Source organism: Paenibacillus sp. B46(2026) (genome assembly GCF_056786355.1).
The window spans coordinates 2739204-2761776 of sequence record NZ_CM165907.1; the positions used below are offsets into that span (position 1 = coordinate 2739204).

Here is a 22573-nt window from a genome sequence, read left to right on the forward strand (position 1 = left end):
AGCGTATCGAGTCGGAGGGAATCCGGCTCTTTTTTGTGTTTTCTAATTTCGGATATTGCATATATGCCTTTGGGCATCTTCACAAATGGAGTTCAATGCGTAATAATGTAGGTCGGGCCATTGGCAACATATGACATCGACATCAGGAGGCATCATGAGACTTAGTACAAGTAACCTAAACAGCTATATTAAGCAATATGAGACTTATTTAAGCGTAGAGCGAAATCTATCCCTTAAATCCATTAAAGCCTATCTGTCTGATCTCAACAGACTTGTAGAATGGCTTGATACTAAACATATCCATGATGTAACCAGAGAAAATTTACGCATGTATCTTGAACAATTAAACAGTGAACACACACTTAAAGACTCGACCATTAAAAGAAAGTACATATGCTTCAAAGCATTTTTTAATTATTTGGTTCAAAGCGGTGATATAATCGAGTCCCCAATTATTGGTTTCGGAAAAAAATTCAAAACGGCAAGACGTATTCCAAAGACACTCTCTGTCAATGAGGTTGAAAAGTTATTAAATGCACCACAAGAGCATATGAAACAATTACACACGAGTTTTAGAAGAAGAATTAACCTTCGCAACGATGCTATTATTGAACTGCTCTATGTTATTGGAATTCGTATTGGAGAATTGGTGAATATTGATATGGAGCACATCGATCTCGAAGAGAAAACCGTGTTGATTTTTGGAAAAGGTCGTAAGGAGCGTTTGCTCTACATCTCAAGTAGCGAGGTCATCCATAAAATTAAAACATGGTTGCTTGCCCGCGAACATTTCGCCCCCCAATCGGATGCCTTGTTCCTCAATAAATATGGTGATCGGCTCTCTATTTACTCCATTGAGGATATTTACTCTAAATACAGGGACTTATCTAAGGTTAGCAAAAAATCAACACCGCACTATCTCAGACATAGCTTTGCTACACATCTTCTGAACAATGGTGCAGATTTACGTTCAGTCCAGGAAATTCTCGGGCATACCAATGTAAGCACCACGCAAATATACACAGAAGTGTCTGTTGAACGTAAGAAAGATGTGCTTTCACGGTTTAATCCGAGAAATAACTTAAAAGTGTAGAGCAAGACCTCCAAATAACTATAAATTATTTGGAGGTCTTGTGATGAATGAAGTTGAGGATTTAATTATATTTTATAACGAGATGGATAGTATGAAAAAATTTCCTGATGTTATGTGTGTTGTATTCGTTTTCAACAGTATAGATACTTATCAAAATGATGTACATAGATCTGAGTGTATCACTAGTTATGAGCAATTTGAGATCGTTAATGCCTTTCGTTCTGTGTTGAATTATGTAATTTCATTCAATAGTGAACAAATTTTTATGACAGATATTCATAAGCTCAGACAAAGTTTCGAGTATGTACTAGTTTATTCAATGGCCCAAAATACTAATGGTATAGGAAGAAGATGTCTTGTTCCATTAATTTGCGAGCATTATGAGATTTACAATATTGGCGCAGATTTTTATTCTTCTGTTTTGGGTGGTAACAAATCACTTATGTATGAAACGATAAAAGATCAACTTGGAGTATATCTTCCTGTTACATATGTAATCAAAAATGAAGATGATTCTTGCAATATTCAGTTTTTTTATCAAAATAAGAAGGATTTTTTGGTGAAACCTAATTCAGAGTCAGCTAGCATTGGGGTGGTTAAGGTTTATGTGCAAGAAACTACATATCAGGAAGCAATTAAACTGATACATGCTCATTATGAGATGTATGGGACTTTGTTAATACAACAATACATTGAGGGCACGGAGGTAGAGGTCCCCGTTATTCATCATAATAATACATACTTTGCTCCAGAAGTTGTAGAAATCGTTTTTCTAAACAATGAAAAATATCTTGATTATCAAACGATTGCTAATGAAAATTATGATTTTGATATATATAAGGGACCTCATGCCAAGCTGATTGCATCAGTTGCGTGTCGATGTGCAGAAATACTAGAATTTTCAGCTATAAGTCGAATTGACTTTAGAGTGAGTGAAACAGATATTTATATTATTGATATCACACCAAATCCAACAATTTCTTCTAAAAGCTCTGTTCATCTTTTGTTTAAACATATTTTTCATGATGAAGAGGCCTCATACAAAATGCTCTTTTTCGAAACAATTAGGAAACATGGATTATTCGAACCATCGCTCTATGCCTCCAAACAACAATAATTGCTTATAATGTGTGTATGTTTTTTCAGGATAAATTGAATTCAATTCATTATTTAATAGCTCTGCCATTTCCTTGAATTGAATGTCCTGTACAAGCAATGATTGCATAAAATTGAATTTGCTATTAAAGAAATTGATATACGGTTTTAATAATTTAGGGAAATTTTTCTGCCAGTCACTATTATAAAATGAATTAAATAACATTATATTTCTTTCTTTAAAATAGAAATATAGGATATTATGAAAAGCATAGAAACTATGATAATGATCTGAGTCATTTAGTATAGAGTTTAAAGATTGCAACGCAGTATCTCGGTGAATATCCAGTTGTGCAGCTGCCAAATTATTTTTTATAATTGTTGCATCACTTGAAGCTTTACTGCTTGTTTGATTTAATAGATTTTCAAATTTCTTGATAGCCTTTTTATTCGTTATCTTACCTGATAACAATTGAGCGATAGTATAATTGTTATGATAAGAAAGGTACGTATCTTTATTTATGATGTTTAAGTCAAAGGAACTTTTTTCTCCTAGTACCTTAACTGCGGTATTGTAACATCCCAAGTAAATCAGAGAGAAGCTGTAATTGATCTTGGCAAGTTCATATTCATAAGGATAGTTTTTGGATTCCCAGTAAGCTTTCTCTGTTAACTTGATTCCTTCCTCAGTATTTTCGATATAGATTGTGTTCCCTACACGCAAAAATTTGAGATAATTGGAGTCTTTATGACCGCTATTTTGTTTATAAGTTCTTAGTAAGTGTTCTATTTGATTTTGTGAATTTCGTATGGATTTGCCTCTCAATGGGGAAGGCGGGTCATCAAATGATGCTGCCAAAAGGATTTGATTGATGTAGAATTCATTCTGCCAGTAATCAACACTATTACAATTTTCATCATTTAACTTTTGAAGCTCTAAAGATATTTCAGAATATAGCTTATATAGATTATTTAGAATTTTTTCATTTTCAAATAAGTAGCTTGCTAAAACGGAGTAGCAACAAAGTTTGGCAAGAGTACTTAAATTACTTTCTTTTGTTTCGTACAAAAGTTCGGTTATTTCTGGATCAAGATATGTTGAGCCTTGAAAATAATTACTTCTCACAAGTTCCATTTTGTTGACAAAATAGTCACCAATATTATTTTTTTGCATCACAGAAACTATTTGATTTAGTTGTGTCTCCATCCCTTCTTTCTTGGAAAAATAATATGCAACAATATAAGCAGAAGTAACATCATCTTTATTTCTGCTGAATTGTTGTTGCAGCTCCGCTAAATAAAAATATTCGTGAGGATAAAGTTTGTTTAAATAAGAATAAATTCTTTCAATTACAGGGCTCTGAAGCGTGTTTTTGGCTTCATTATAAAAATAGTTTCGTATAGCAACTTCCAAAAAGCTATACTTATTTTCTTCAGTTTTTCCAATAAGTTTTGCTCTCATGGCAGGTGCAATAAATTCAAGCATGGAAGGATCTATACCATCTTCTATATCAAATTTTGTGAATTGAATCATAAAAAGACTACACTGATACAAAAAGAGATTCAATTGTTTTCTGTAATCGGGGTTGTCACTCGATGTAGATAGCGTTTCATCTATTATTTTTTTAATAATTTTCTCTACGTTTTCGAGCTCAATTTGATTCGATTGAATAATAATTTCTCTGTACTCTTGAAAGAAGTCTATTCCTAATAATTTTGTGAGACTAACAACATGTTCTCCATAATTTGTGTGTTTCTCAAATACAGATTGTAAGTCAGCTTCAGTTATATCAAAATGTTTAGAAGTAATATTCGGAATTTGTGATTCATTTGATTTTGAATCAATAAAATGAATCACAACAATCGTATCGTTTATTTTTTTAGATTGCACATAGCTAACAATTAACTTTAGAAGTGATTGTTCCTGACTTGTTAGAGCCGAATAATCCTCAACTACAATGATCCTTTTCGTTTTTCTATATTTCTTGTAAGATTTTTTTCGAGGTTTTAGAGAGTTAATTACCGGATTAAACTCTTTTTCCCAGTTAACAGCTATTTCTGGTGTAACTCCGGTAAGCTCTTTTAAATCTAGAATGAACGGAGAGACACCACCATTTACAAAAGAAAATATTGATTGGAATATTTTGAGAAAATCAAGTTTAATACCTCCTGAAATTTTCACCTTGGCAGTGGCAGGAGTCATACCTAACATCTCTTTGAACCCAATTTGATTATAACCATCCAGTTGACTCGAATAACTTCCTTTGATATCAAAACGACTGTTCGTAATGATACCTATAATGTTGCTCGTTCTATTACTGGATAGTGCTTCATTTACAAATCGCTTAATTTCTTTTTGAACTGGTAACTCCACTGGTCTATTCAACCTCCAAATAATTTATAGTTATTAGTATGTAACTTCTCAACAATCTGCTCGCTTAAGCAAACAATCACTATTATTATAGTTATACGTATTATTCGACAAGATTCTATTTTTTTCCTTTAGAAACTACAATTAAATTTCCATTTTCTGATTCGTAATACCCTTATTTCAATTTTTATGGGTACACAGATCTATAACCATTACAGTTTTACCATGAAATTTCCAAAAGGAGTTTGATTCCCCTTTATCGAATACAATTATGAATAACAGCGGCACGAGAAAGGGTAATCTCACCCGTAACTTGATGCCGATGTATTCCAGTAAGATTCCCCAGTCCGTTTCGTGTTTAATGTTAAGTAGGAGTAGTCTATTACATTGTTCACGAGCTACACCTTAAGTAATGCATCCAACATTCACCTCAGTAAGACAGTTCAGGCAATTCTGCACCGCATCATCTCTATTTCAGGCTTTACAATCAAAGCAGTTCAACTGCAAGATGACTCATCCAGTTACACATCTGTACAGCATGCTCCTAATCATGACAACAGTGTTCCACAACAGAATATCGATTATGGGCTCTGAAATGAATCAGAACGAATGCACGTGGAGGAGGCTGTAATGATGGCGAAAAAAGAAGTTGTAGCGATGCTACTTGCCGGAGGGCAAGGTAAGAGGTTAAAAGGATTAACCAAATCACTGGCTAAGCCAGCTGTATATTTTGGCGGCACATACCGAATCATTGATTTTCCGCTGAGTAACTGCTCTAATTCAGGAATTGATACAGTCGGCGTGTTGACTCAGTATGAACCACTTGTCCTGCACTCCTATATTGGCATTGGCAGTGACTGGGATCTGGATCGGAAAAACGGCGGAGTATATGTACTTCCTCCTCATGAACGTGAAGACGGAAGCAACTGGTACCGGGGGACAGCAGATGCCATCTTCCGTAACCTGAACTTTATTGAACAATTCGATCCTGAGCATGTGCTCATTCTGTCAGGGGATCATATCTATAAGATGGATTACGAGAAAATGCTCCAGTATCACAAAGAAAAAGACGCGGATTGCACCATATCCGTCATTGATGTCTCATTGGAAGAAGCCAGCCGATTCGGGGTGCTGAACACCAACGATGACTATAGCATTTATGAATTCGAAGAAAAACCTCCTGAGCCCAAGAGCACACTCGCTTCCATGGGTATCTATCTCTTCAAGTGGGATGTACTGAAACGTTTCCTGATCCAGGATGAACAACAGGCATCCACCTCTTATGATTTTGGTAAAGATATCATTCCGTTGTTGCTTGAAAATGAAAAATCCTTATACGCATATCCGTTCGAAGGGTATTGGAAAGACGTAGGTACCATTCGCAGTCTATGGGAATCCAATATGGATCTGTTGGACGAAGACACACCGTTTAATCTGAATGATCCGGACTGGCGTATCTTTACACGTAATCCGAACCAACCTGCACAATACATATCGCCTTCGGCCAAGGTGCGGAATTGTATTATTAGTGAGGGCAGTGTGGTGCATGGAGAGGTCAATCATTCCGTTCTGTTCTATGGAGTTGAGGTCGGCGAGAACAGTGCCGTAATCGATTCTGTCATCATGCCAAGGGTGAAGATCGGGCAAAATGTGCGTATTCACCGAGCAATCATTGCAGAAGGATTGGTTATTCCGGATGGAACACAGATTTCGCCTGCACCGGGAGATGAGAGTGATATATTACTCGTGGATCAGGAAGAACTGGAGCGTCAGCTTCGCCAAGGAATAACCAGCAAGGCCTAATTGAAGCCAAAAGGACGGTGCATGCGATGAAATCATTGATCGGAGTTATTAACCTTGACCATGAACTTGAGGAATTGAAGGAATTGACATACTTTCGCTGCGGAGCCGCGGTTCCTTATGCCGGGCGTTACCGTCTGATCGATTTTGTTCTATCTAATATGATGAATGCCGGAATTGAGAGTATAGGGGTGTTTGTCCGTCGTAAGTATCGCTCGCTGATGGATCATCTCGGTGACGGCAAGCCGTGGGATTTGGATCGCAAGCATGGAGGTATGTTTATTTTGCCACCAGACTGGAACGATCCAACAGATACATCACAGGGGGACTTGCAGCATTTCCATAACAATTTGGACTTTTTCCACAGAGGTGCAGGGCAATATGTTGTGCATGCGGGCAGTCGTCATGTGACCAAAGCAGACCTCCAGGATGTCTACAGGTATCACATTAGCAAAGGAGCGGACGTCACACTGGTCTGCAAAAAAGTAGATCAGCTGCTGCCTGAGCACGACGCCTGTGTCAAAGTTGACCATGATGGGGACGGTAACGTGGTGGACATTCACCAAAGCGCTAACCACCCGAATATATATACAGAAATTTTTATCATGGAAAAGGAATTGTTCCTGCGCCAGGTGCAGCGATGCATCGATCACGGCGAGAGCCATTTCTTCCGAGATGTTATCCAAAAAAATCCAGATGGATTGAATATCGCTGCGTATGCATATGATGGCTATCACGCGGTCATCAATTCCATTGACAGTTATTATCGCAACAGTATGGATCTGTTGAACACAGGACAGTATGAACAACTGTTCAAGGAAGATCCCGTTCAGACCAAAATTAAATATGAAGCCCCTGCCAAATACCTGGATACCGCCGATGTTAAACATTCACTGCTTGCGAACGGCTGCATTGTAGGTGGAGAGGTGGAAGGCAGCATTCTGTTCCGCGGCGTACAGGTAGCGAAGGGTGCCAAAATTAAAGGTTCCATCATCATGCAAAAATGCTACATTGGTGAAGGAACTGTACTTGAGAACGTCATTCTCGATAAAGACGTGAAGCTGACCGGAGGGCAGACACTGATCGGTGACTCCTCGAATCCATACATTTTGGCGAAAAGCACTATTATCTAATGCCCGCACGTAACCGATATCTTCTATAAATATATATAAAATAAAAATCCTGCAGGATGGATTTAAGGTTCATACACCTTCTAAGCATCGGGTGCTACTGCTAAAGCTTCTTCATACGTGCAAACGTAGTGAGGGGACGAAATCAATTCTGAAGCGTAGCGTTCGCCTTTGTCTTCAAATTTTAACCTTGTACTATATAAATTCAACTTGAATAATTACACAAAACGGAGAGGACAGAAATGACCTGAAGAAGCGGAGCTGAAAGCTTTTTGAAAAAAAGCTGCATCGGAAGCATATGCTTCGCCTTTATCCCCGGATTTTCCCATTTTAAAAAGGAATCAAAAAAATCTGGGGATAACAGCGATCGGAAGGTTATTCTGTCATCGGAGTGACCAGTGTAAATATTTTTCAGTTCAATGTGTATAGGTTAATCGAGAAAATTTGGAGACAACAGCGATCATAAGAACGATTCGTAACCGTAACGGCCACTTTGCAGCAACGTAGCACTGAAGTGTATGAACCGCCATCATCCTGCAGGATTTCCCCGGGAGGAACCTACTTTTGTTTGACAATAAGGAAACGTTCAAGAGTATCTTTACACGGAATCTGGTCAGCAAATTGGGCAAACCGATTGAAGAAGCAACACAGGAAGACGTGTACCACGTATTGGGAAGCATGATTCGTGAATATGCAGGCCAGGATTGGGCAGCGTCGAATCAGGGGTTTAAGCAGCGTCAGGATAAACAGGTCTATTACTTCTCGCTGGAATTCCTGATTGGACGTCTGCTCGGCAACAATCTGCTGAATGTGAATGAATTGGAATTGGTCCGTGACAGCCTGGCTGAGCTGGGCTTCTCTTTGGAAGAGGTAGAAGAACAGGAGGCGGATGCAGGACTCGGTAACGGAGGTCTGGGACGACTCGCTGCCTGTTTCCTGGATTCACTTGCTTCACTTGGATATGCAGGACATGGCTGCGGTATACGGTACAAATATGGGCTGTTTGAACAAAAAATCATCAATGGCAATCAGGTGGAGTTACCCGACAATTGGCTGGATAAAGGCAACGAATGGGAAGTCCGCCGTCCAGACAAAAAGGTGGAAGTACAGTTCTGGGGCCGTGTAGAAGCTCACGAACAGGACGGACACTATCAGTTTGTTACAAAAGATGCCGAATCGGTGGTAGCCATTCCCTATGACGTGCCAGTCATCGGTTATGGTCAAAACCATGTGAATACATTGCGGTTATGGAGCGCCGAGCCGAAGCGGGAGACTTCACTCGATACCCCTTCGAACTACTACGGCTATCTGGATTATAGCCGTTCGGTGGAATCCATCTCGGAATTCCTGTATCCGGATGATTCCCAGTATGAAGGAAAGCTGCTGCGATTGAAGCAGCAATACTTCATGTGTTCAGCAGGTGTGCAAAGTGCGTTGCGAACGTTTAACAAGCTGGAGCTTTCGTATGATCGATTGCCGGATAAAGTGGCTTTCCACATTAACGACACGCATCCAACCTTGGTTATTCCGGAACTGATGCGTATCCTGATTGACGTGAAAGGATATGGTTGGGATGAAGCATGGGATATCACAACTCGAACCGTCTCGTATACCAATCATACAACGCTTAGCGAGGCGCTTGAAAAATGGCCTGTAGCGATGATTAGCAAGCTGCTGCCACGGATCTATATGATTATTGAAGAGATCAACAAACGTTTCTGTGGCATGCTGCTGGATCTGTATCCGGGAGATCAGGCTCGTATAGAGCATCTGGCGATTATTGCGAACGAGCAGGTGCGGATGGCGCATCTGGCGATTGTAGGCAGTCATAGCGTGAATGGTGTCGCTGCATTGCATACCGAGATTTTGAAGGAGCGCGAGATGGCTCCGTTCTATGCCCTGTATCCAGAGCGTTTCAATAATAAAACGAACGGCATTACCCATCGCCGCTGGCTGATGCATGCCAATCCGAAACTGTCGGATCTGATTACGGATACAATCGGTAATGAATGGATAACAGAGCCGGGCAAGCTGGACCAGCTGGCAGGTTTTGCGGATAATACATCCTTCCAGGAGCAGTTCCGTTTGATTAAACGGGACAACAAAGAGCGGCTTGCTGCATATATTCTGGATCATACCGGGACAGCAGTGAATCCGGATTCCATCTTTGATGTGCAGGTGAAGAGACTGCATGGGTACAAACGGCAGTTGTTGAACATTCTGCATGTTATGTATCTGTATAACCGGCTTAAAAATGATGCTTCATTTGATATGGTGCCACGAACGTTCATCTTTGGCGCGAAGGCTGCGCCGAGTTATTATTTTGCCAAGAAAATTATTAAGCTGATCAACACCGTGGCTGACACGGTAAATCGGGATGCGGCCGTGAATGACCGCTTGAAGGTATTTTTCCTGGAGAACTACTCCGTCTCTCTCGCAGAGAAGATTATTCCGGCTGCGGATGTTAGTGAACAGATCTCAACCGCAGGCAAGGAAGCTTCGGGTACGGGCAACATGAAGTTTATGATGAACGGCGCCTTAACGATTGGCACGATGGATGGAGCCAACGTGGAGATGGCAGAGCAGGTGGGAGAAGAGAATATGTTCATCTATGGTCTGCGTGCGGATGAAGTGCTTGAATATTATCGTTCCGGCAGCTATCGCCCGAATGAGATTGTGCAGCACGATGAACGGATTCGCGAGGTCGTGGAGCAATTAGTGCATCCAGGTGCATTCTGTTATCGTGACGGGGAGTTCTGGGATATCTATGACTCGTTGCTGGCTCATGGTGACGAATACTTTGTATTGCGTGATTTTGCTGCTTATGCAGACGCGCATGCTGCCATTGACCAAGCGTATCGGGATATTCCAGGCTGGACTCGAAAAGCGATATTAAACACGGCTCATTCCGGTATATTCTCCAGTGATCGTACGATTAGTGAGTATGCTACGGATATCTGGGGGATTCATCCGGTGTCCGGGAACTGGAAAGGTTAAGAATAGATTGTTAGACAAACAAGTCCCCTTGTTCACAAGAGCCGTCTCTGCTGGTTAAACAACCAGCGTAGAGTATCTCCTTGTAGAACAAGGGGATTTTGGCATACAGTGAATTATAGTGAAACTCAGAATAAATAGAAGCGGATTTCATATATCCCTCATGACAAGTTCGCACACAAAATCAAAAAAAGGTTCAGGTTCTCAGTCATACTACATAAGAAATCGTTTGATATTTCGAATTAGACAGGGGAGTCGTCACTATGGATCATTACACACGAATTCAGCTTGCTATTGAGTATTTAGAGCAGCATTTACAAGATGATTTTAATATCAGAGAGACGTCTGCTGCTGCGAGCTTTTCGGCGTTTCATTTTCAACGTTTATTCCAGGCAATCACCGGATTCACAGTACTGGAATATGTGCGCAGACGTAGATTAACGGAAGCAGCAAGGTTGCTGAGGGACACATCGCAAGGCATATTGGACATTGCAATGAGCTTTGGCTATCAATCCCAAGAGGCCTTCACCCGTGCATTTTCAGCCTGCTTTGGGATGACACCTGCGAAGCTGCGCAAGCTGGAAGCGGATCAGTTGTCACTTTTGAAGATGCAAGAGAGCATTGATTTTAATGATTATCGAACTTCGCTTGGTGGAACATTCCACATGAATACACCCCGTCTGGTCACACGGGAACCGAACTGGATTATCGGCTATGAATATAAGACAAACCTGAATGACAATCAGCATTATGCTGAAATACCCGGATTTTATCACGATTTTGGTGTGGAACAGAGATTCATGGTTATCCCGGAGAGGACACGCCCTGATATGGCTTACGGTGTGGCCTGTCATTTTGAAGAGGATGGAGCATTTTCTTTTATTGTGGGTGAAGAAAGCAGTGGAACATCTCAGGTACTTGAACCCGGTTTTACCTCGATTGAGATTCCGGGCGGCTTGTATGCAGAGTTCACCGTGGAAGGCTCCGGGCAGGATATCCGTAAAATGATCTATGGCAGCTGGCTGCCTCAGTCCAACTATGAGCGGAGGGAAGGGCCGGACTTTGAAGTGACGGATGTCTGGAAATCGACCCCTGAACAACTGGACATGAAGATCTATATCCCGTTAAAATAGACCTTACCGCTTCGCGGAATTCAAGGTCGGAGGACGGAATGAATGAGCGAAAAGTCATGGCTCCACTCCAAATGGATGCTCACAATTGTTGCCTGCACGGCATTGCTGTACATACTGATTATGGGCATTTTACTGTTTGTCAGTGGACGAACGCCAGGCATGTATTATCAATATAATCTCGTCCCCTTTGAGACGATTCGGCCACTTCTTTTGGAGAGGGAGAGGTACAATACAGATACCTGGGTCAAGAATCTGTTTGGCAATATCGTATTGTTCATTCCGCTGGGTATCTGGATTCCATGGTTGTTTCGGAGGTGCCGTACATTCCTGAACTTTACAGCAACAGTTGTTTTGCTTCTGCTGGGTGTTGAATTCATACAATTGATTACACGTGTGGGTTCGTTTGATGTGGATGACATTATTCTGAACACGATCGGTGCCTGGATAGGTTACGCCGGATTGAAGTTACTCTTTTTTTCACAAATAAGGACTCGGAATTGAACCGCAGATCGCGGTCCATGACCGGGTCTTTTTGCATAAGATAGTTTTCAAATGTTTACAAGAGAATCATTTCGGATAAAACATATTAACGGCTTGATATAGTGAGCAGAGATTATATATATAAATTGAACTAAACATTTACACGAAACGGAGAGGACAGAAATAACCTGAAGAAGCGAAAGCGTTCGCCTTTATCCCCGGATTTTCCCCTTATAAGGGGAATTCATAAAATCTGGAGATAACAGCGATCGGAAGGTTGTTCTGTCATCGGAGTGTCCAGTGTAAATATTCTTTAGTTCAATTTATATAATAGACAAAGATGAGAGCGAGGTGGACGATATCGTTTGGTGGAAAGAGAGTGTCGTATACCAGATCTACCCGAGCAGCTTCAAGGATTCGGACGGGGATGGACAGGGCGATTTGCAGGGGATCTATGAGAAACTCGATTATTTGGAGAATTTGGGGGTAGATGTGATCTGGCTCTGTCCCATCTACGATTCACCCGGACATGATAACGGATACGATATCCGGGATTACTACGCCATTTTACGCAAGTATGGCACGATGGAGGATTTTGATCGGTTATTGGCAGAGGCACACAAGCGTGGCCTCAAGATCATGATGGATCTGGTGTTGAATCATACGTCGGATGAACATGCATGGTTTGCCGAATCGCGTTCATCAAAGATGAATCCGAAGCGTGATTATTATATTTGGCGTTCAGGCAAAAATGGCCAGGTGCCGAATAATTGGGAGTCCTATTTTGGAGGTTCGGTGTGGAAACATGATCCCGAGACAAATGAATATTATTTGCATCTGTATTCGGAACAGCAACCGGATCTCAACTGGAACAATGCACAAATGGCAGAAGAGATGTACGAGATGGTGCATTGGTGGCTGGAAAAAGGGGTAGACGGATTCCGTTTCGATGCAGTAGCGCATATCGCCAAGGCAGAAGGTCTGCCAAGTGCCCATAATCCGCATAATCTGCCAGTGGTTCCAGCGTACCAGCTCTTTTCCAACCTGGAACAGGTACACTCCATCCTGAAAAAATTGAATAACATGATCCTGAAACCTTATGGACCCATGACAGTTGGCGAGACTTCCGGACTTGGACCTGAGCAGGCGCTGGCTTATGTCGGGACGGATCGTGACGAGCTTAATATGGTATTACAGTTTGAGCATATGTTCATTGATGCCAAATCTTCAGGAATTGGTAAATGGAACTATAAGGAATGGAAACTGACCGAACTCAAAGAAATCATGAGCCGCTGGCAAACGGTTCTGCATGGTAGAGGCTGGAACGCCAATTACATGGGCAATCACGATCAGCCACGCCCGGTTTCCCGTTTTGGAGATGACGGTAAATATCGGGTGCGTTCTGCTCAGATGCTGGCGACCTGGATGCTTACACTTGAAGGAACACCTTATATCTATCAAGGGGAAGAGATCGGTATGACCAATGTCGCATTCCCGGATATCGAGCAATACCGGGATATTGAGACGAAAAATTATTATAATCATTACATTGGTCAAGGTAAGTCGAAGCATGAAGTCATGCAAGCGATCTGGCTGAAGAGTCGTGATAACGCCCGCACGCCGATGCAATGGGATGATACGGAACACGCTGGGTTTACTCAAGGTCAGCCTTGGATTCAGGTGAATGATAATTATCCCGAGATTAATGTAGCTGATGCCGAAAGTGATCCGCAATCCATTTTGCATTATTACCGTAAGCTAATTGCCCTTCGCAAACAGCATAACGTGCTTATCTATGGCGCGTATGAACTGCTACTGCCGGATGATCCGGATATCTACGCCTATACACGAACGCTGGAAGATGAACAGATGCTGGTCATTCTGAATTTCCGTGGGCATGAGCCGGAGATGCGCTGGCCAGAAGGCTGGACTTCCGAGCATGCCAAGCTGATGATTAGCAATGTAAGCAGACGTTATTCTACGGATGAAGGTGCCATTCAGCTTCAGCCTTACGAAGCAAGGGTGTATCGTAAGCAGCGGTGAGACGGAGGATAGCGTAACTTTGCGTTGGTGAAGAGCTATGATTTATAATAAATAGGATGATTGAATCAATTTCATAATACCTTTGTCAGGAGGAACCCAAGTTGTTGAATATTACGTACCACGGTCACTCCAGTGTACAGCTGGGCACAGAAGAAAAGTCTCTGATCATTGATCCTTTCCTGCGTGGCAACGAACTTGCTGTCACGAAGCCTGAAGATATCACGACCGATGTTGTGTTGCTGACACATGCACATATGGATCACATTCTCGATGCTGAACCGATTGCCAAAGCGAATAACGCCAAAGTTGTGGCTATTGTGGAGCTCGCTACATATATGTCTTGGAAAGGTCTGGACACGCTCGGTATGAATATGGGCGGCACGGTAGATCTTGACTTTGCTCAAGCCAAAATGATTCAGGCATTCCATACTTCCGGGATCGTGCTGGAAGAAGAACAACGGATCATGTATGCAGGGGTGCCTGCAGGATATATCATTAATATTGGTGGAAAAACCATATTGCACGCCGGAGATACAAGTCTCTTCGGGGATATGAAAATGATCGGTGATCGTCATGATATCGATGTGGCTTTCCTTCCGATTGGTGGACATTTCACCATGGGACCTGAAGATGCACTGCAAGCGGCCCAATGGTTTAATGCCAAGCTGACCATTCCGGTGCATTATGATACATTCCCGGTGATTCGTCAGGATGCAGAACACTTCGTGCAGCAGCTGAATGCAAAAGGTTTGGAAGGCCGCGTGCTGGCCCCGGGAGAATCAATTAGCCTGTGATGTACATTTAACCCCTGTTCAATAATAAATGGATTTATGGATAAAGACGAATAACACGTCAAGATAACTGACGCGATATTCGTCTTTTTTCGGTTTTAGGTTCAATTTTCACAGGTCGTGTTGGTATAAATGACAAAAACATTAAAATTCCATTGTTGAACTCCCTTTTAGAATGATATAAAAAGTTACACGGAAACCAAACGGAAATCCGAATTGACTGCAAACAGGGGGAGCGTTCATGTCATTTGTAAAATCATTATTTTTTCAAATTATTGTAGCGGTAATCATCGGGATTGGCGTAGGCACCCTGTGGCCGGATCTTGGCAGTATGCTGCAACCACTGGGTACAGGCTTCATCAAATTAATCAAGATGATCATCGCACCACTGATTTTCATGGTGATAGTGACAGGCATTGCCAAGATCGGTGATCTGAAGTCCGTAGGTCGCATTGGACTGAAAGCTATCGTGTGGTTCGAGATTGCAACTACAGTAGCGCTGGTACTTGGATTAGGAACAGCCAATCTGCTTCGTCCTGGTGCGGGAATGAACGTGGACCCTTCGACCATAGACGCAAGTGGCATTGAAGCGAAAACCAATGGCTCCGAGTTACCGCATACGGTAGATTTTATCATGAATATTATTCCGACAAGTGTTGTGGATGCCTTTGCACAAAATGCACTTCTGCAAGTACTGCTCGTGGCCTGTCTGTTCGGGGTTGCACTGGCAGCAACAGAGAGTAAAGCGAAAGAAAATGTACTGACGCTAATTGAGAACCTGCTCGGAATTGTGTTCCGCATTATCGGCTATATCATGAAACTCGCGCCCATTGGTGCATTTGGAGCCATGGCCTATACGGTAGGTGCTTATGGGGCTTCCACATTGTCGTCCTTCGGTCTGCTGATTCTAGCCTGCTACGGCGCAGCGCTGCTGTTTTTGGTCATGTTGGCGCTGGCTGCCTGGTGGATCACCGGGCTGAATTTCCTGCAATTTGTGAAGTATACCCGTTCTGAAGTGATGCTGGCGATTGGAACCGGATCATCGGAAGTGGTGATGCCACGAATGATGGACAAGCTAACGAAGGCGGGTTGTGATCGTGCCGTTGTGGGTCTTGTGGTGCCGACGGGGTACTCGTTCAATCTGGATGGTGCCTCAATCTATTTATCGTTGGCAACAGTTTTTGTGGCTCAGGCCGTAGGTATTGAACTGACATTGATGCAGCAGATTACCATTCTGCTGGTGTTGATGTTGAGTTCCAAAGGCATGGCAGGTGTACCTGGCTCCGCATTTCTGGCCCTGTCCGCCACGGCAGTAGCCGTCAATGCTTTCCCGGTAGCAGCGGTTGCTCTGCTGCTTGGTGCAGATCGCTTCATGGATACAATGCGTGTCTTCACAAACCTGATGGGTAATTGTGTGGCAGCATTCGTGGTTGCAAAATGGGAAGGTCTGCTGGATCAAAAGCGAATGCGTGCCGTACTCTCTGGTGAGATCAGTGCTGCTGAACTGGAAAGGGAAGAACAAGCTGCGCTAGCCCTATTAAAGCTAAATATGCAGGAAAAACAGGGTAAAGCAGTAGTTTCACCGGAGATGTCGTAAGGAGCAGGTCTCGTGTCTCGTGCAGTGACTTAATCAAGTGACAGTAACTGTATCATTTAAAATCAATGGAATCATTGACTGACAATAGTAAATACAGTTAACAAGTTCAACCAAATTGGACCGTCTGTTGCCCACATCAATCGTGGGAAGAACAGACGGTTTCTTGTTATACCAATACAGATATCATGGAGTTCACGAACGCAGGGGCCAAAATAAATGTTACAGAGGAAAGATTTATGGGGAATGTGTAGAAAAGGCGAAGAATATACATAGTATAGTTTTAACTTGTATATACATGTTTACTTATGTAATATAGATATGAAGTTAACCGAGAACATCACATGAGAGCATTACAATGTATTGGAGGCGTTAACATGAGTTCTAATAACACAACTCCGTCATCTTGGTGGAAGACATCAACGGTGTATCAGGTATATCCGAAGAGTTTTAATGATACAACCGGATCGGGCACTGGCGATATTCGTGGATTAACCGAGAAGCTTGATTATTTGCAGCATCTGGGTATCGATATTGTGTGGTTGCAGCCGGTATATGTATCCCCTCAACACGATAATGGATATGACGTAGCGGACTATTACCGGATTAATCCGGATTATGGGACGATGGAGGATTTTGACGAACTGTTGAAAGGTCTGAAGGCTCGTGATATGAAACTTATGATTGATATCGTGGTGAATCACTCCTCGACAGATCATGAGTGGTTCCAGCAATCCCGTTCTTCCAAGGATAATCCGTACCGGGATTATTATATTTGGAAAGATCCTGCCCCGGATGGCGGTGTGCCGAACAACTGGCAATCCAAGTTCGGTGGACCTGCATGGCAGTATGATGAACAGACGGGACAATATTTCCTGACTTTATTTGATAAAACGCAGGCAGATCTCAATTGGGAGAATGAAGAAGTACGTAAAGCTGTATGCGATATGATCAAGTTCTGGGCGGAAAAGGGTGTAGATGGTTTCCGGATGGACGTGATCAACCTGATCTCCAAAGATCAGCGTTTCCCTGATGATGATGGCAGCGTGTCACCGGGTGATGGACGCAAATACTACACGGATGGACCGCGTGTGCATGAGTACATCACCGAGATGTATGATGAAGTATTCGGGCCTTACAACATGGTGACTGTAGGGGAAATGTCCTCCACAACACTGGAACATTGTATCCAATATTCGAACACGGCTTCCCGGGAGTTTTCAATGACGTTTAACTTCCATCACCTGAAGGTGGATTACCCGAATGGTCAGAAATGGGAACTGATGCCGTATGATTTTGAAGCCATGAAGCAGCTCTTCAGTGAGTGGCAAACTGGCATGCAGGCTGGTGGAGGCTGGAACGCGCTGTTCCTTAATAACCATGATCAGCCGCGGGCACTGTCCAGATTCGCCGATGATGGTAATTATCGTGCCGAGAGTGCGAAGATGCTTGCAACAACGATACACGGAATGCAAGGTACGCCTTATGTCTACCAGGGTGAAGAGATCGGCATGCCGAATCCGGTCTGGAATGACGTTAGCGAATTCCGCGATATCGAATCCACGAACATGTACCGATTGCTTCAGGAAGAACGAGGCAAATCCGCTGAAGAAGCTTTCAACATTGTAAAAGAGCGTTCCCGGGACAACTCCCGAACACCGATGCAGTGGAATGGAAGTCAGAATGCTGGCTTCACTACGGGAACTCCTTGGCTGAAGGTGGATGAGCGGTATCCGTCCATTCACGTGGAACAGCAGCTGGCTGACCCGGATTCGATTTACTACCATTACCGCAAATTGATTGCCCTTCGTAAACAGGTAAACGTGCTGATCGACGGTCTGTATGAACGCCTGGACGATGCACACCCGGATGTATTCGCGTACGCACGGACCAATGGAAGTGAAACCCTGATTGTTTTATCAAACTTCAGTAAACGAGACGTCACGTTCTCGCTTCCGGAAGCGGTCTGGAATGATCACATTGCAGGCAAATCAGCAGAGTTACTCATAGGAAATACGGAGGCAGCCCCTGCTCTGACGCAGGAAATCTCTCTCAGTCCGTATGCATCCTATATGTGGCTTGTGCCACAACAGGACTAATCACATTTTATAAATAGGAAGTGACACTATGGCAATCGATAAAAAACAGGTTGAGGAGATCGTCCGGGCAGTCGGCGGCAAAGAGAATATTGAGGCTGCAACACACTGTGTTACAAGACTCCGGTTTGCCTTGTACGATGAGAGTAAAGTGGATACCGAAAGTCTGGATCAGAATGATCTGGTCAAAGGACAGTTCTCCTCCCAAGGACAATTCCAGGTCGTTATCGGGCCTGGTCTGGTAGACAAGGTCTATGATGAGATGATTCAGATTACCGGGGGAGATCGTTCTTCCAAGGATGATGTGAAGGCCGTTGCTGGTAAAAAGCAAAATCCAATTCAGCGAGCGATTAAAACACTCTCGGATATTTTCATTCCCATCTTGCCAGCGATCATCACGGCAGGTCTGTTGCTGGGTATTAACAATATTCTGACAGGTCCAGGCATTTTCTTTGATGGAAAATCACTGGTGGATGTGTATCCAGCCTGGAAGGATCTTGCTTCCATTATTAATACGATCGCAAGTACAGCCTTTACGTTCCTGCCGGCTCTGATTGGTTGGGCAGCTGTAAAAAGGTTCGGCGGCAGTCCGTTGCTGGGGATCGTGCTGGGTCTCATTCTGGTACATCCCGATCTGCTGAGTGCATATGGTTACGCTGATGCCGTGAATAATGGCACGGTGCCAACATGGAATCTGTTCGGTTGGGAGATTGAGAAGATCGGTTATCAAGGGCAGGTTCTGCCGGTACTGGTATCAGCCTATCTGCTTGCGAAGATGGAGATTTTCCTCAATAAAAGGGTACATGATTCGATTAAACTGCTGGTCGTTGCACCAGTTACGTTGCTGATTACCGGCTTCCTGGCATTTACGATCATTGGACCGGTTACATTCGCCATTGCGAATGCAATCACATCCGGCTTGATCTATGTTTACGATTCATATGCGGCGCTGGGTGGTCTGATCTACGGTGGTCTATACGCTTTGCTCGTTATCACCGGTATGCATCACACCTTCCTCGCGGTAGACGTGCAGCTCATCGGTAGTCAGGGCGGTACATTCCTGTGGCCGATGCTGGCATTGTCCAATATCGCACAGGGTTCGGCGGCACTTGCGATGATGCTTGTTCTGCGTGAGAAGAAAATGAGAGGACTTGCGGCAACATCCTCGGTATCGGCCTTCCTTGGGGTAACCGAGCCGGCGATCTTCGGAGTGAATATCCGTTACCGTTATCCGTTTATCTTTGGTATGGTCGGTTCCGCGATTGGTGGTGTGTTGCTGACGATGAATAATGTTCAGGCAACCTCCATCGGTGTAGGTGGCGTACCGGGATTCCTGTCGATTTTCCCTAACAAATGGGGTTTTTTCTTCATCGGCATGGCGATTGTCCTTGTTGTACCATTTGTTCTGACCGTCCTTTTTGGCAGAGCCAAACTGAGAAAAGAAGATCGGAGTGCAAGCAATGGTACGGGTACGGAGTCCAAAGCGGTTACATCGCAATCTGCTTCAGGAGTAAGTTCTTCGACTACAGATACAGACTCGAACCAGCGCACACGTAGTGCAGCTCAAGTAGGGGACGAAGCCGTGAATACACTGGAAATCATGGCGCCATTAACAGGCCAGGCCGTTTCACTGGAGCAAGTACCTGATCCTGCTTTTGCCGAGAAACAGATGGGTGAGGGTGTAGCGATTGAGCCTTCCGGCAACCTGGTTGTTGCCCCGTTTGATGCTCAGGTAGCTCATGTGATCAAAAGCAAACATGCGGTAATTCTAGAACATGCGAGTGGTTTACAGGTACTGATCCATGTCGGTATTAATACGGTATCCCTCAAGGGTGAAGGCTTCAACATGCATGTCGAAGTTGGCGAGCATGTAAAGGCTGGACAAAAGCTGTTGGAATTCGATCGTAAAGTAATTGAAGATGCGGGATATCCGTTGATTACACCGATTATTATTCCAGATGGCCAAGATATGGTTGAACGGGTGGAAGTCACAACAGGTGATGTTACATCCAATCAGAATGGTGTGTTGAAGGTTCATCTGAAAGGTTAATTGAATATAACAACATGATGGGGGCTGCTTGATGCGCAGCTCCTTTTTTGTTGTAAGATCGTTATTTTCATGACTATCATGGTAAACTGTATATAAAATGGAAGAATCACATTTTTAAAATAATGGTTGATAGTAGGTATCGTCTGACAAAGCATGCTACAGGCATGTTCGAGTCGTGGCGTTCATATGGTGGAGAAAGAGTTCCTAGGACATGTCAGAAAACTCTGAAGGAATCAGGTTTTGAGACACTCCCTAGTCAATCGATGAGGAGGAGAGCCATGACACGTGTTGCGGTGATGGTCATTCATGGGCTGGGTATGCGCAAGGACGGTTATGCGGACAAGCTGATTACTTGTTTGCATAAGGAATTGGATCAGGTGATGGTCTTGCCTGGAGCCGCCAAAACGATGCTGGATATCGAACCTGTATATTGGGCAGATGTATTTGAGAAGCGGGAAGAGAAGCTCTTTCAACAGCTCGTCAGCTCTCCGGGATTGAACTATCAGACATTGCGCCGATTTGTCATCCATTATCTTGCTGACGCGGTTGCTTATCAACCGGTGGAGAATCAAGGCCATAACTATGATGCCGTACATCGAACGTTGAATCAGGCGATGCATACCCTTGCACAGCGTAACGGACCGGAAGCTCCGCTCTGTGTGGTGGCTCATAGTTTGGGTGCCGTAATCGCAAGTAACTTCTTCTACGATCTTCAATATCCGTCCAGTCGCGTTCCTGAGATTGTGGATGTGAACTCGGCACTGGAGCGGGGGGACACCCTGACAAATTTTTACTCGTTTGGTACAACCCTGCCCTTATGGAGTTTGCGTTACCATGACTTTAGTTGCCCAATTCAGGTGCCCTCTTCCCATGTGAATCAGTATTATGCCGGTCTGGAAGGGGAGTGGGTGAACTTCTACGATCGGGATGATATTCTGGGTTATCCGTTACGCCCCATTGATCCCGCTTATGAGAAAGCGGTCAAAGAAGACATTGAAGTGAACTCTGGCGGCGTGGCAATGAGTTGGAATCCGCTAAGTCATGGGGGGTATTTTTCGAATCGAAGCATGAATCGCAGAATCGCTCAGGGGCTTGCTCGAACGTGGACCTGGATAAATCGTTCATAATATAAGAGGTTCTAACTTCATCCCATCTTCTTGGTACTGAAAACCGGTCTTTTTGAACACGTATTGTAAGTACTATAAGTATTAAAATTAGGAGGGAATACGTATGGAATGCAGGACAGGCTGTGCCGCATGTTGTATCGCGATTTCCATATCATCACCGATACCGGGCATGGCTCATGGCAAGCCGGCAGGTGTACGCTGCGTGCAGCTTACGGATGATAATCGTTGCGGAATTTTTGGCCAAAAGGATCGTCCTGCGGTATGCAGTGGATTGCAAGCTGAGGAGGAGATGTGTGGTAGCACTGATCAGGAAGCATTTGATATTTTAACCTGGTTGGAGCAAGAAACTGCACCAAAGGTAATATGAGTAGGTTGTTTTAATTAATTGGGATAATTATACTTAATATGGAAGAAGGTCGATCAGAGAGAGAGAGGAGACGCGAATACAATGGGGCTTGTTAAACGTTTTGTATTGGTTGTTGTGAATATGATCGGAGAGTTATGGATGGGGTTTTACCGACGTAACTCGGATTATTATGACCATCAGACTTCGGAGTCCAAAAGTAAGATTAGCTATTATGCATTTATTATTGGGGCAACACTGGTTACGGTGGGCATTGTGGGCTGGATGTACAACCGAATTTATTTATAATTAGTCATTATGCTTAAAATTGAATGAGGCCAAATGCCGAAGATGAGTCTGTACAAGTGAAAGAGAGTACCCGCAGGATGTGATTCAAGTGGATACTCTCTTTGTCATGGAATGGGCGAAATAA

Annotated in this window: 16 protein-coding genes; 15 read left to right on the top strand and 1 reads right to left on the bottom strand. The window is 43.4% G+C overall.

The genetic code is table 11. The features are described 5' to 3' along the window. Positions 1 to 154: 154 nt before the first annotated feature. Positions 155 to 1093 (top strand): tyrosine-type recombinase/integrase, encoded by a 939-nt coding sequence (locus AC1S8V_RS12635; RefSeq protein WP_482073869.1) that lies wholly within the window; start codon positions 155 to 157, stop codon positions 1091 to 1093. A 43-nt stretch (positions 1094 to 1136) separates the two neighbouring features. Next, complete coding sequence (locus AC1S8V_RS12640) at positions 1137 to 2210, top strand: ATP-grasp domain-containing protein (protein WP_482073870.1); 1074 nt, start codon at positions 1137 to 1139, stop codon at positions 2208 to 2210. Here the strand turns inward: AC1S8V_RS12640 and AC1S8V_RS12645 are convergent. After that, the gene (locus AC1S8V_RS12645; protein WP_482073871.1) at positions 2172 to 4562 is read right to left on the bottom strand and encodes a hypothetical protein; all 2391 of its coding nucleotides are present in this window, start codon (positions 4560 to 4562) and stop codon (positions 2172 to 2174) included. The two genes, AC1S8V_RS12640 and AC1S8V_RS12645, sit on opposite strands and share 39 nt — an antisense overlap. A 630-nt stretch (positions 4563 to 5192) precedes the next feature. On the opposite strand from AC1S8V_RS12645, the gene AC1S8V_RS12650 reads away from it, so the two are divergent. The 13 genes from AC1S8V_RS12650 to AC1S8V_RS12710 all read left to right on the top strand — a co-directional run bounded on the left by AC1S8V_RS12650 (position 5193) and on the right by AC1S8V_RS12710 (position 22449). Beyond that, on the top strand, positions 5193 to 6362 hold the full coding sequence (locus AC1S8V_RS12650) for a glucose-1-phosphate adenylyltransferase (protein WP_482074468.1): 1170 nt from the start codon (positions 5193 to 5195) through the stop codon (positions 6360 to 6362). A gap of 26 nt (positions 6363 to 6388) precedes the next feature. Then, positions 6389 to 7492, top strand: coding sequence for a glucose-1-phosphate adenylyltransferase subunit GlgD (gene glgD / locus AC1S8V_RS12655; protein ID WP_482073872.1), 1104 nt, complete (start codon positions 6389 to 6391; stop codon positions 7490 to 7492). 561 nt (positions 7493 to 8053) lie between these two features. Further along, positions 8054 to 10486: a glycogen/starch/alpha-glucan phosphorylase gene (locus AC1S8V_RS12660; protein ID WP_482073873.1), complete on the top strand. Its 2433-nt coding sequence runs from the start codon at positions 8054 to 8056 to the stop codon at positions 10484 to 10486. A 260-nt stretch (positions 10487 to 10746) separates the two neighbouring features. Continuing rightward, positions 10747 to 11616 (top strand): GyrI-like domain-containing protein, encoded by an 870-nt coding sequence (locus AC1S8V_RS12665; protein WP_482073874.1) that lies wholly within the window; start codon positions 10747 to 10749, stop codon positions 11614 to 11616. Positions 11617 to 11658: 42 nt separating this feature from the next. Beyond that, positions 11659 to 12117: a VanZ family protein gene (locus AC1S8V_RS12670; protein ID WP_482073875.1), complete on the top strand. Its 459-nt coding sequence runs from the start codon at positions 11659 to 11661 to the stop codon at positions 12115 to 12117. 330 nt (positions 12118 to 12447) lie between these two features. Next, positions 12448 to 14139, top strand: a complete 1692-nt coding sequence (locus tag AC1S8V_RS12675; RefSeq protein WP_482073876.1) for a glycoside hydrolase family 13 protein — start codon at positions 12448 to 12450, stop codon at positions 14137 to 14139. Positions 14140 to 14240: 101 nt separating this feature from the next. Then, positions 14241 to 14933, top strand: a complete 693-nt coding sequence (locus AC1S8V_RS12680; RefSeq protein WP_482073877.1) for a metal-dependent hydrolase — start codon at positions 14241 to 14243, stop codon at positions 14931 to 14933. A 238-nt stretch (positions 14934 to 15171) separates the two neighbouring features. Next, complete coding sequence (gene dctA, locus AC1S8V_RS12685) at positions 15172 to 16527, top strand: C4-dicarboxylate transporter DctA (RefSeq protein WP_482073878.1); 1356 nt, start codon at positions 15172 to 15174, stop codon at positions 16525 to 16527. A 374-nt stretch (positions 16528 to 16901) separates the two neighbouring features. Beyond that, a complete protein-coding gene (treC, locus tag AC1S8V_RS12690; RefSeq protein ID WP_482073879.1) occupies positions 16902 to 18623 on the top strand; it encodes an alpha,alpha-phosphotrehalase in 1722 nt (573 codons plus the stop codon). Positions 18624 to 18651: 28 nt separating this feature from the next. Beyond that, positions 18652 to 20670 (top strand): PTS system trehalose-specific EIIBC component, encoded by a 2019-nt coding sequence (treP, locus tag AC1S8V_RS12695; RefSeq protein ID WP_482073880.1) that lies wholly within the window; start codon positions 18652 to 18654, stop codon positions 20668 to 20670. A 278-nt stretch (positions 20671 to 20948) separates the two neighbouring features. After that, positions 20949 to 21797 (top strand): chemotaxis protein, encoded by an 849-nt coding sequence (locus AC1S8V_RS12700; protein ID WP_482073881.1) that lies wholly within the window; start codon positions 20949 to 20951, stop codon positions 21795 to 21797. 103 nt (positions 21798 to 21900) lie between these two features. Beyond that, positions 21901 to 22164: a YkgJ family cysteine cluster protein gene (locus tag AC1S8V_RS12705; RefSeq protein WP_017688873.1), complete on the top strand. Its 264-nt coding sequence runs from the start codon at positions 21901 to 21903 to the stop codon at positions 22162 to 22164. Positions 22165 to 22245: 81 nt separating this feature from the next. Next, entirely contained in the window at positions 22246 to 22449 is a 204-nt protein-coding gene (locus AC1S8V_RS12710; RefSeq protein ID WP_482073882.1) for a hypothetical protein, read from the top strand. Positions 22450 to 22573: the final 124 nt, after the last annotated feature.

Bases quoted from the DNA above. Each gene is read 5' to 3' on its own strand.
- dctA (WP_482073878.1), top strand. From the start codon at position 15,172: ATGTCATTTGTAAAATCATTATTTTTTCAAATTATTGTAGCGGTAATC.
- AC1S8V_RS12670 (WP_482073875.1), top strand. From the start codon at position 11,659: ATGAGCGAAAAGTCATGGCTCCACTCCAAATGGATGCTCACAATTGTT.
- AC1S8V_RS12640 (WP_482073870.1), top strand. From the start codon at position 1,137: ATGAATGAAGTTGAGGATTTAATTATATTTTATAACGAGATGGATAGT.
- AC1S8V_RS12665 (WP_482073874.1), top strand. From the start codon at position 10,747: ATGGATCATTACACACGAATTCAGCTTGCTATTGAGTATTTAGAGCAG.
- treP (WP_482073880.1), top strand. From the start codon at position 18,652: ATGGCAATCGATAAAAAACAGGTTGAGGAGATCGTCCGGGCAGTCGGC.
- AC1S8V_RS12635 (WP_482073869.1), top strand. From the start codon at position 155: ATGAGACTTAGTACAAGTAACCTAAACAGCTATATTAAGCAATATGAG.
- glgD (WP_482073872.1), top strand. From the start codon at position 6,389: ATGAAATCATTGATCGGAGTTATTAACCTTGACCATGAACTTGAGGAA.
- AC1S8V_RS12650 (WP_482074468.1), top strand. From the start codon at position 5,193: ATGGCGAAAAAAGAAGTTGTAGCGATGCTACTTGCCGGAGGGCAAGGT.
- treC (WP_482073879.1), top strand. From the start codon at position 16,902: ATGAGTTCTAATAACACAACTCCGTCATCTTGGTGGAAGACATCAACG.
- AC1S8V_RS12700 (WP_482073881.1), top strand. From the start codon at position 20,949: ATGACACGTGTTGCGGTGATGGTCATTCATGGGCTGGGTATGCGCAAG.
- AC1S8V_RS12705 (WP_017688873.1), top strand. From the start codon at position 21,901: ATGGAATGCAGGACAGGCTGTGCCGCATGTTGTATCGCGATTTCCATA.
- AC1S8V_RS12710 (WP_482073882.1), top strand. From the start codon at position 22,246: ATGGGGCTTGTTAAACGTTTTGTATTGGTTGTTGTGAATATGATCGGA.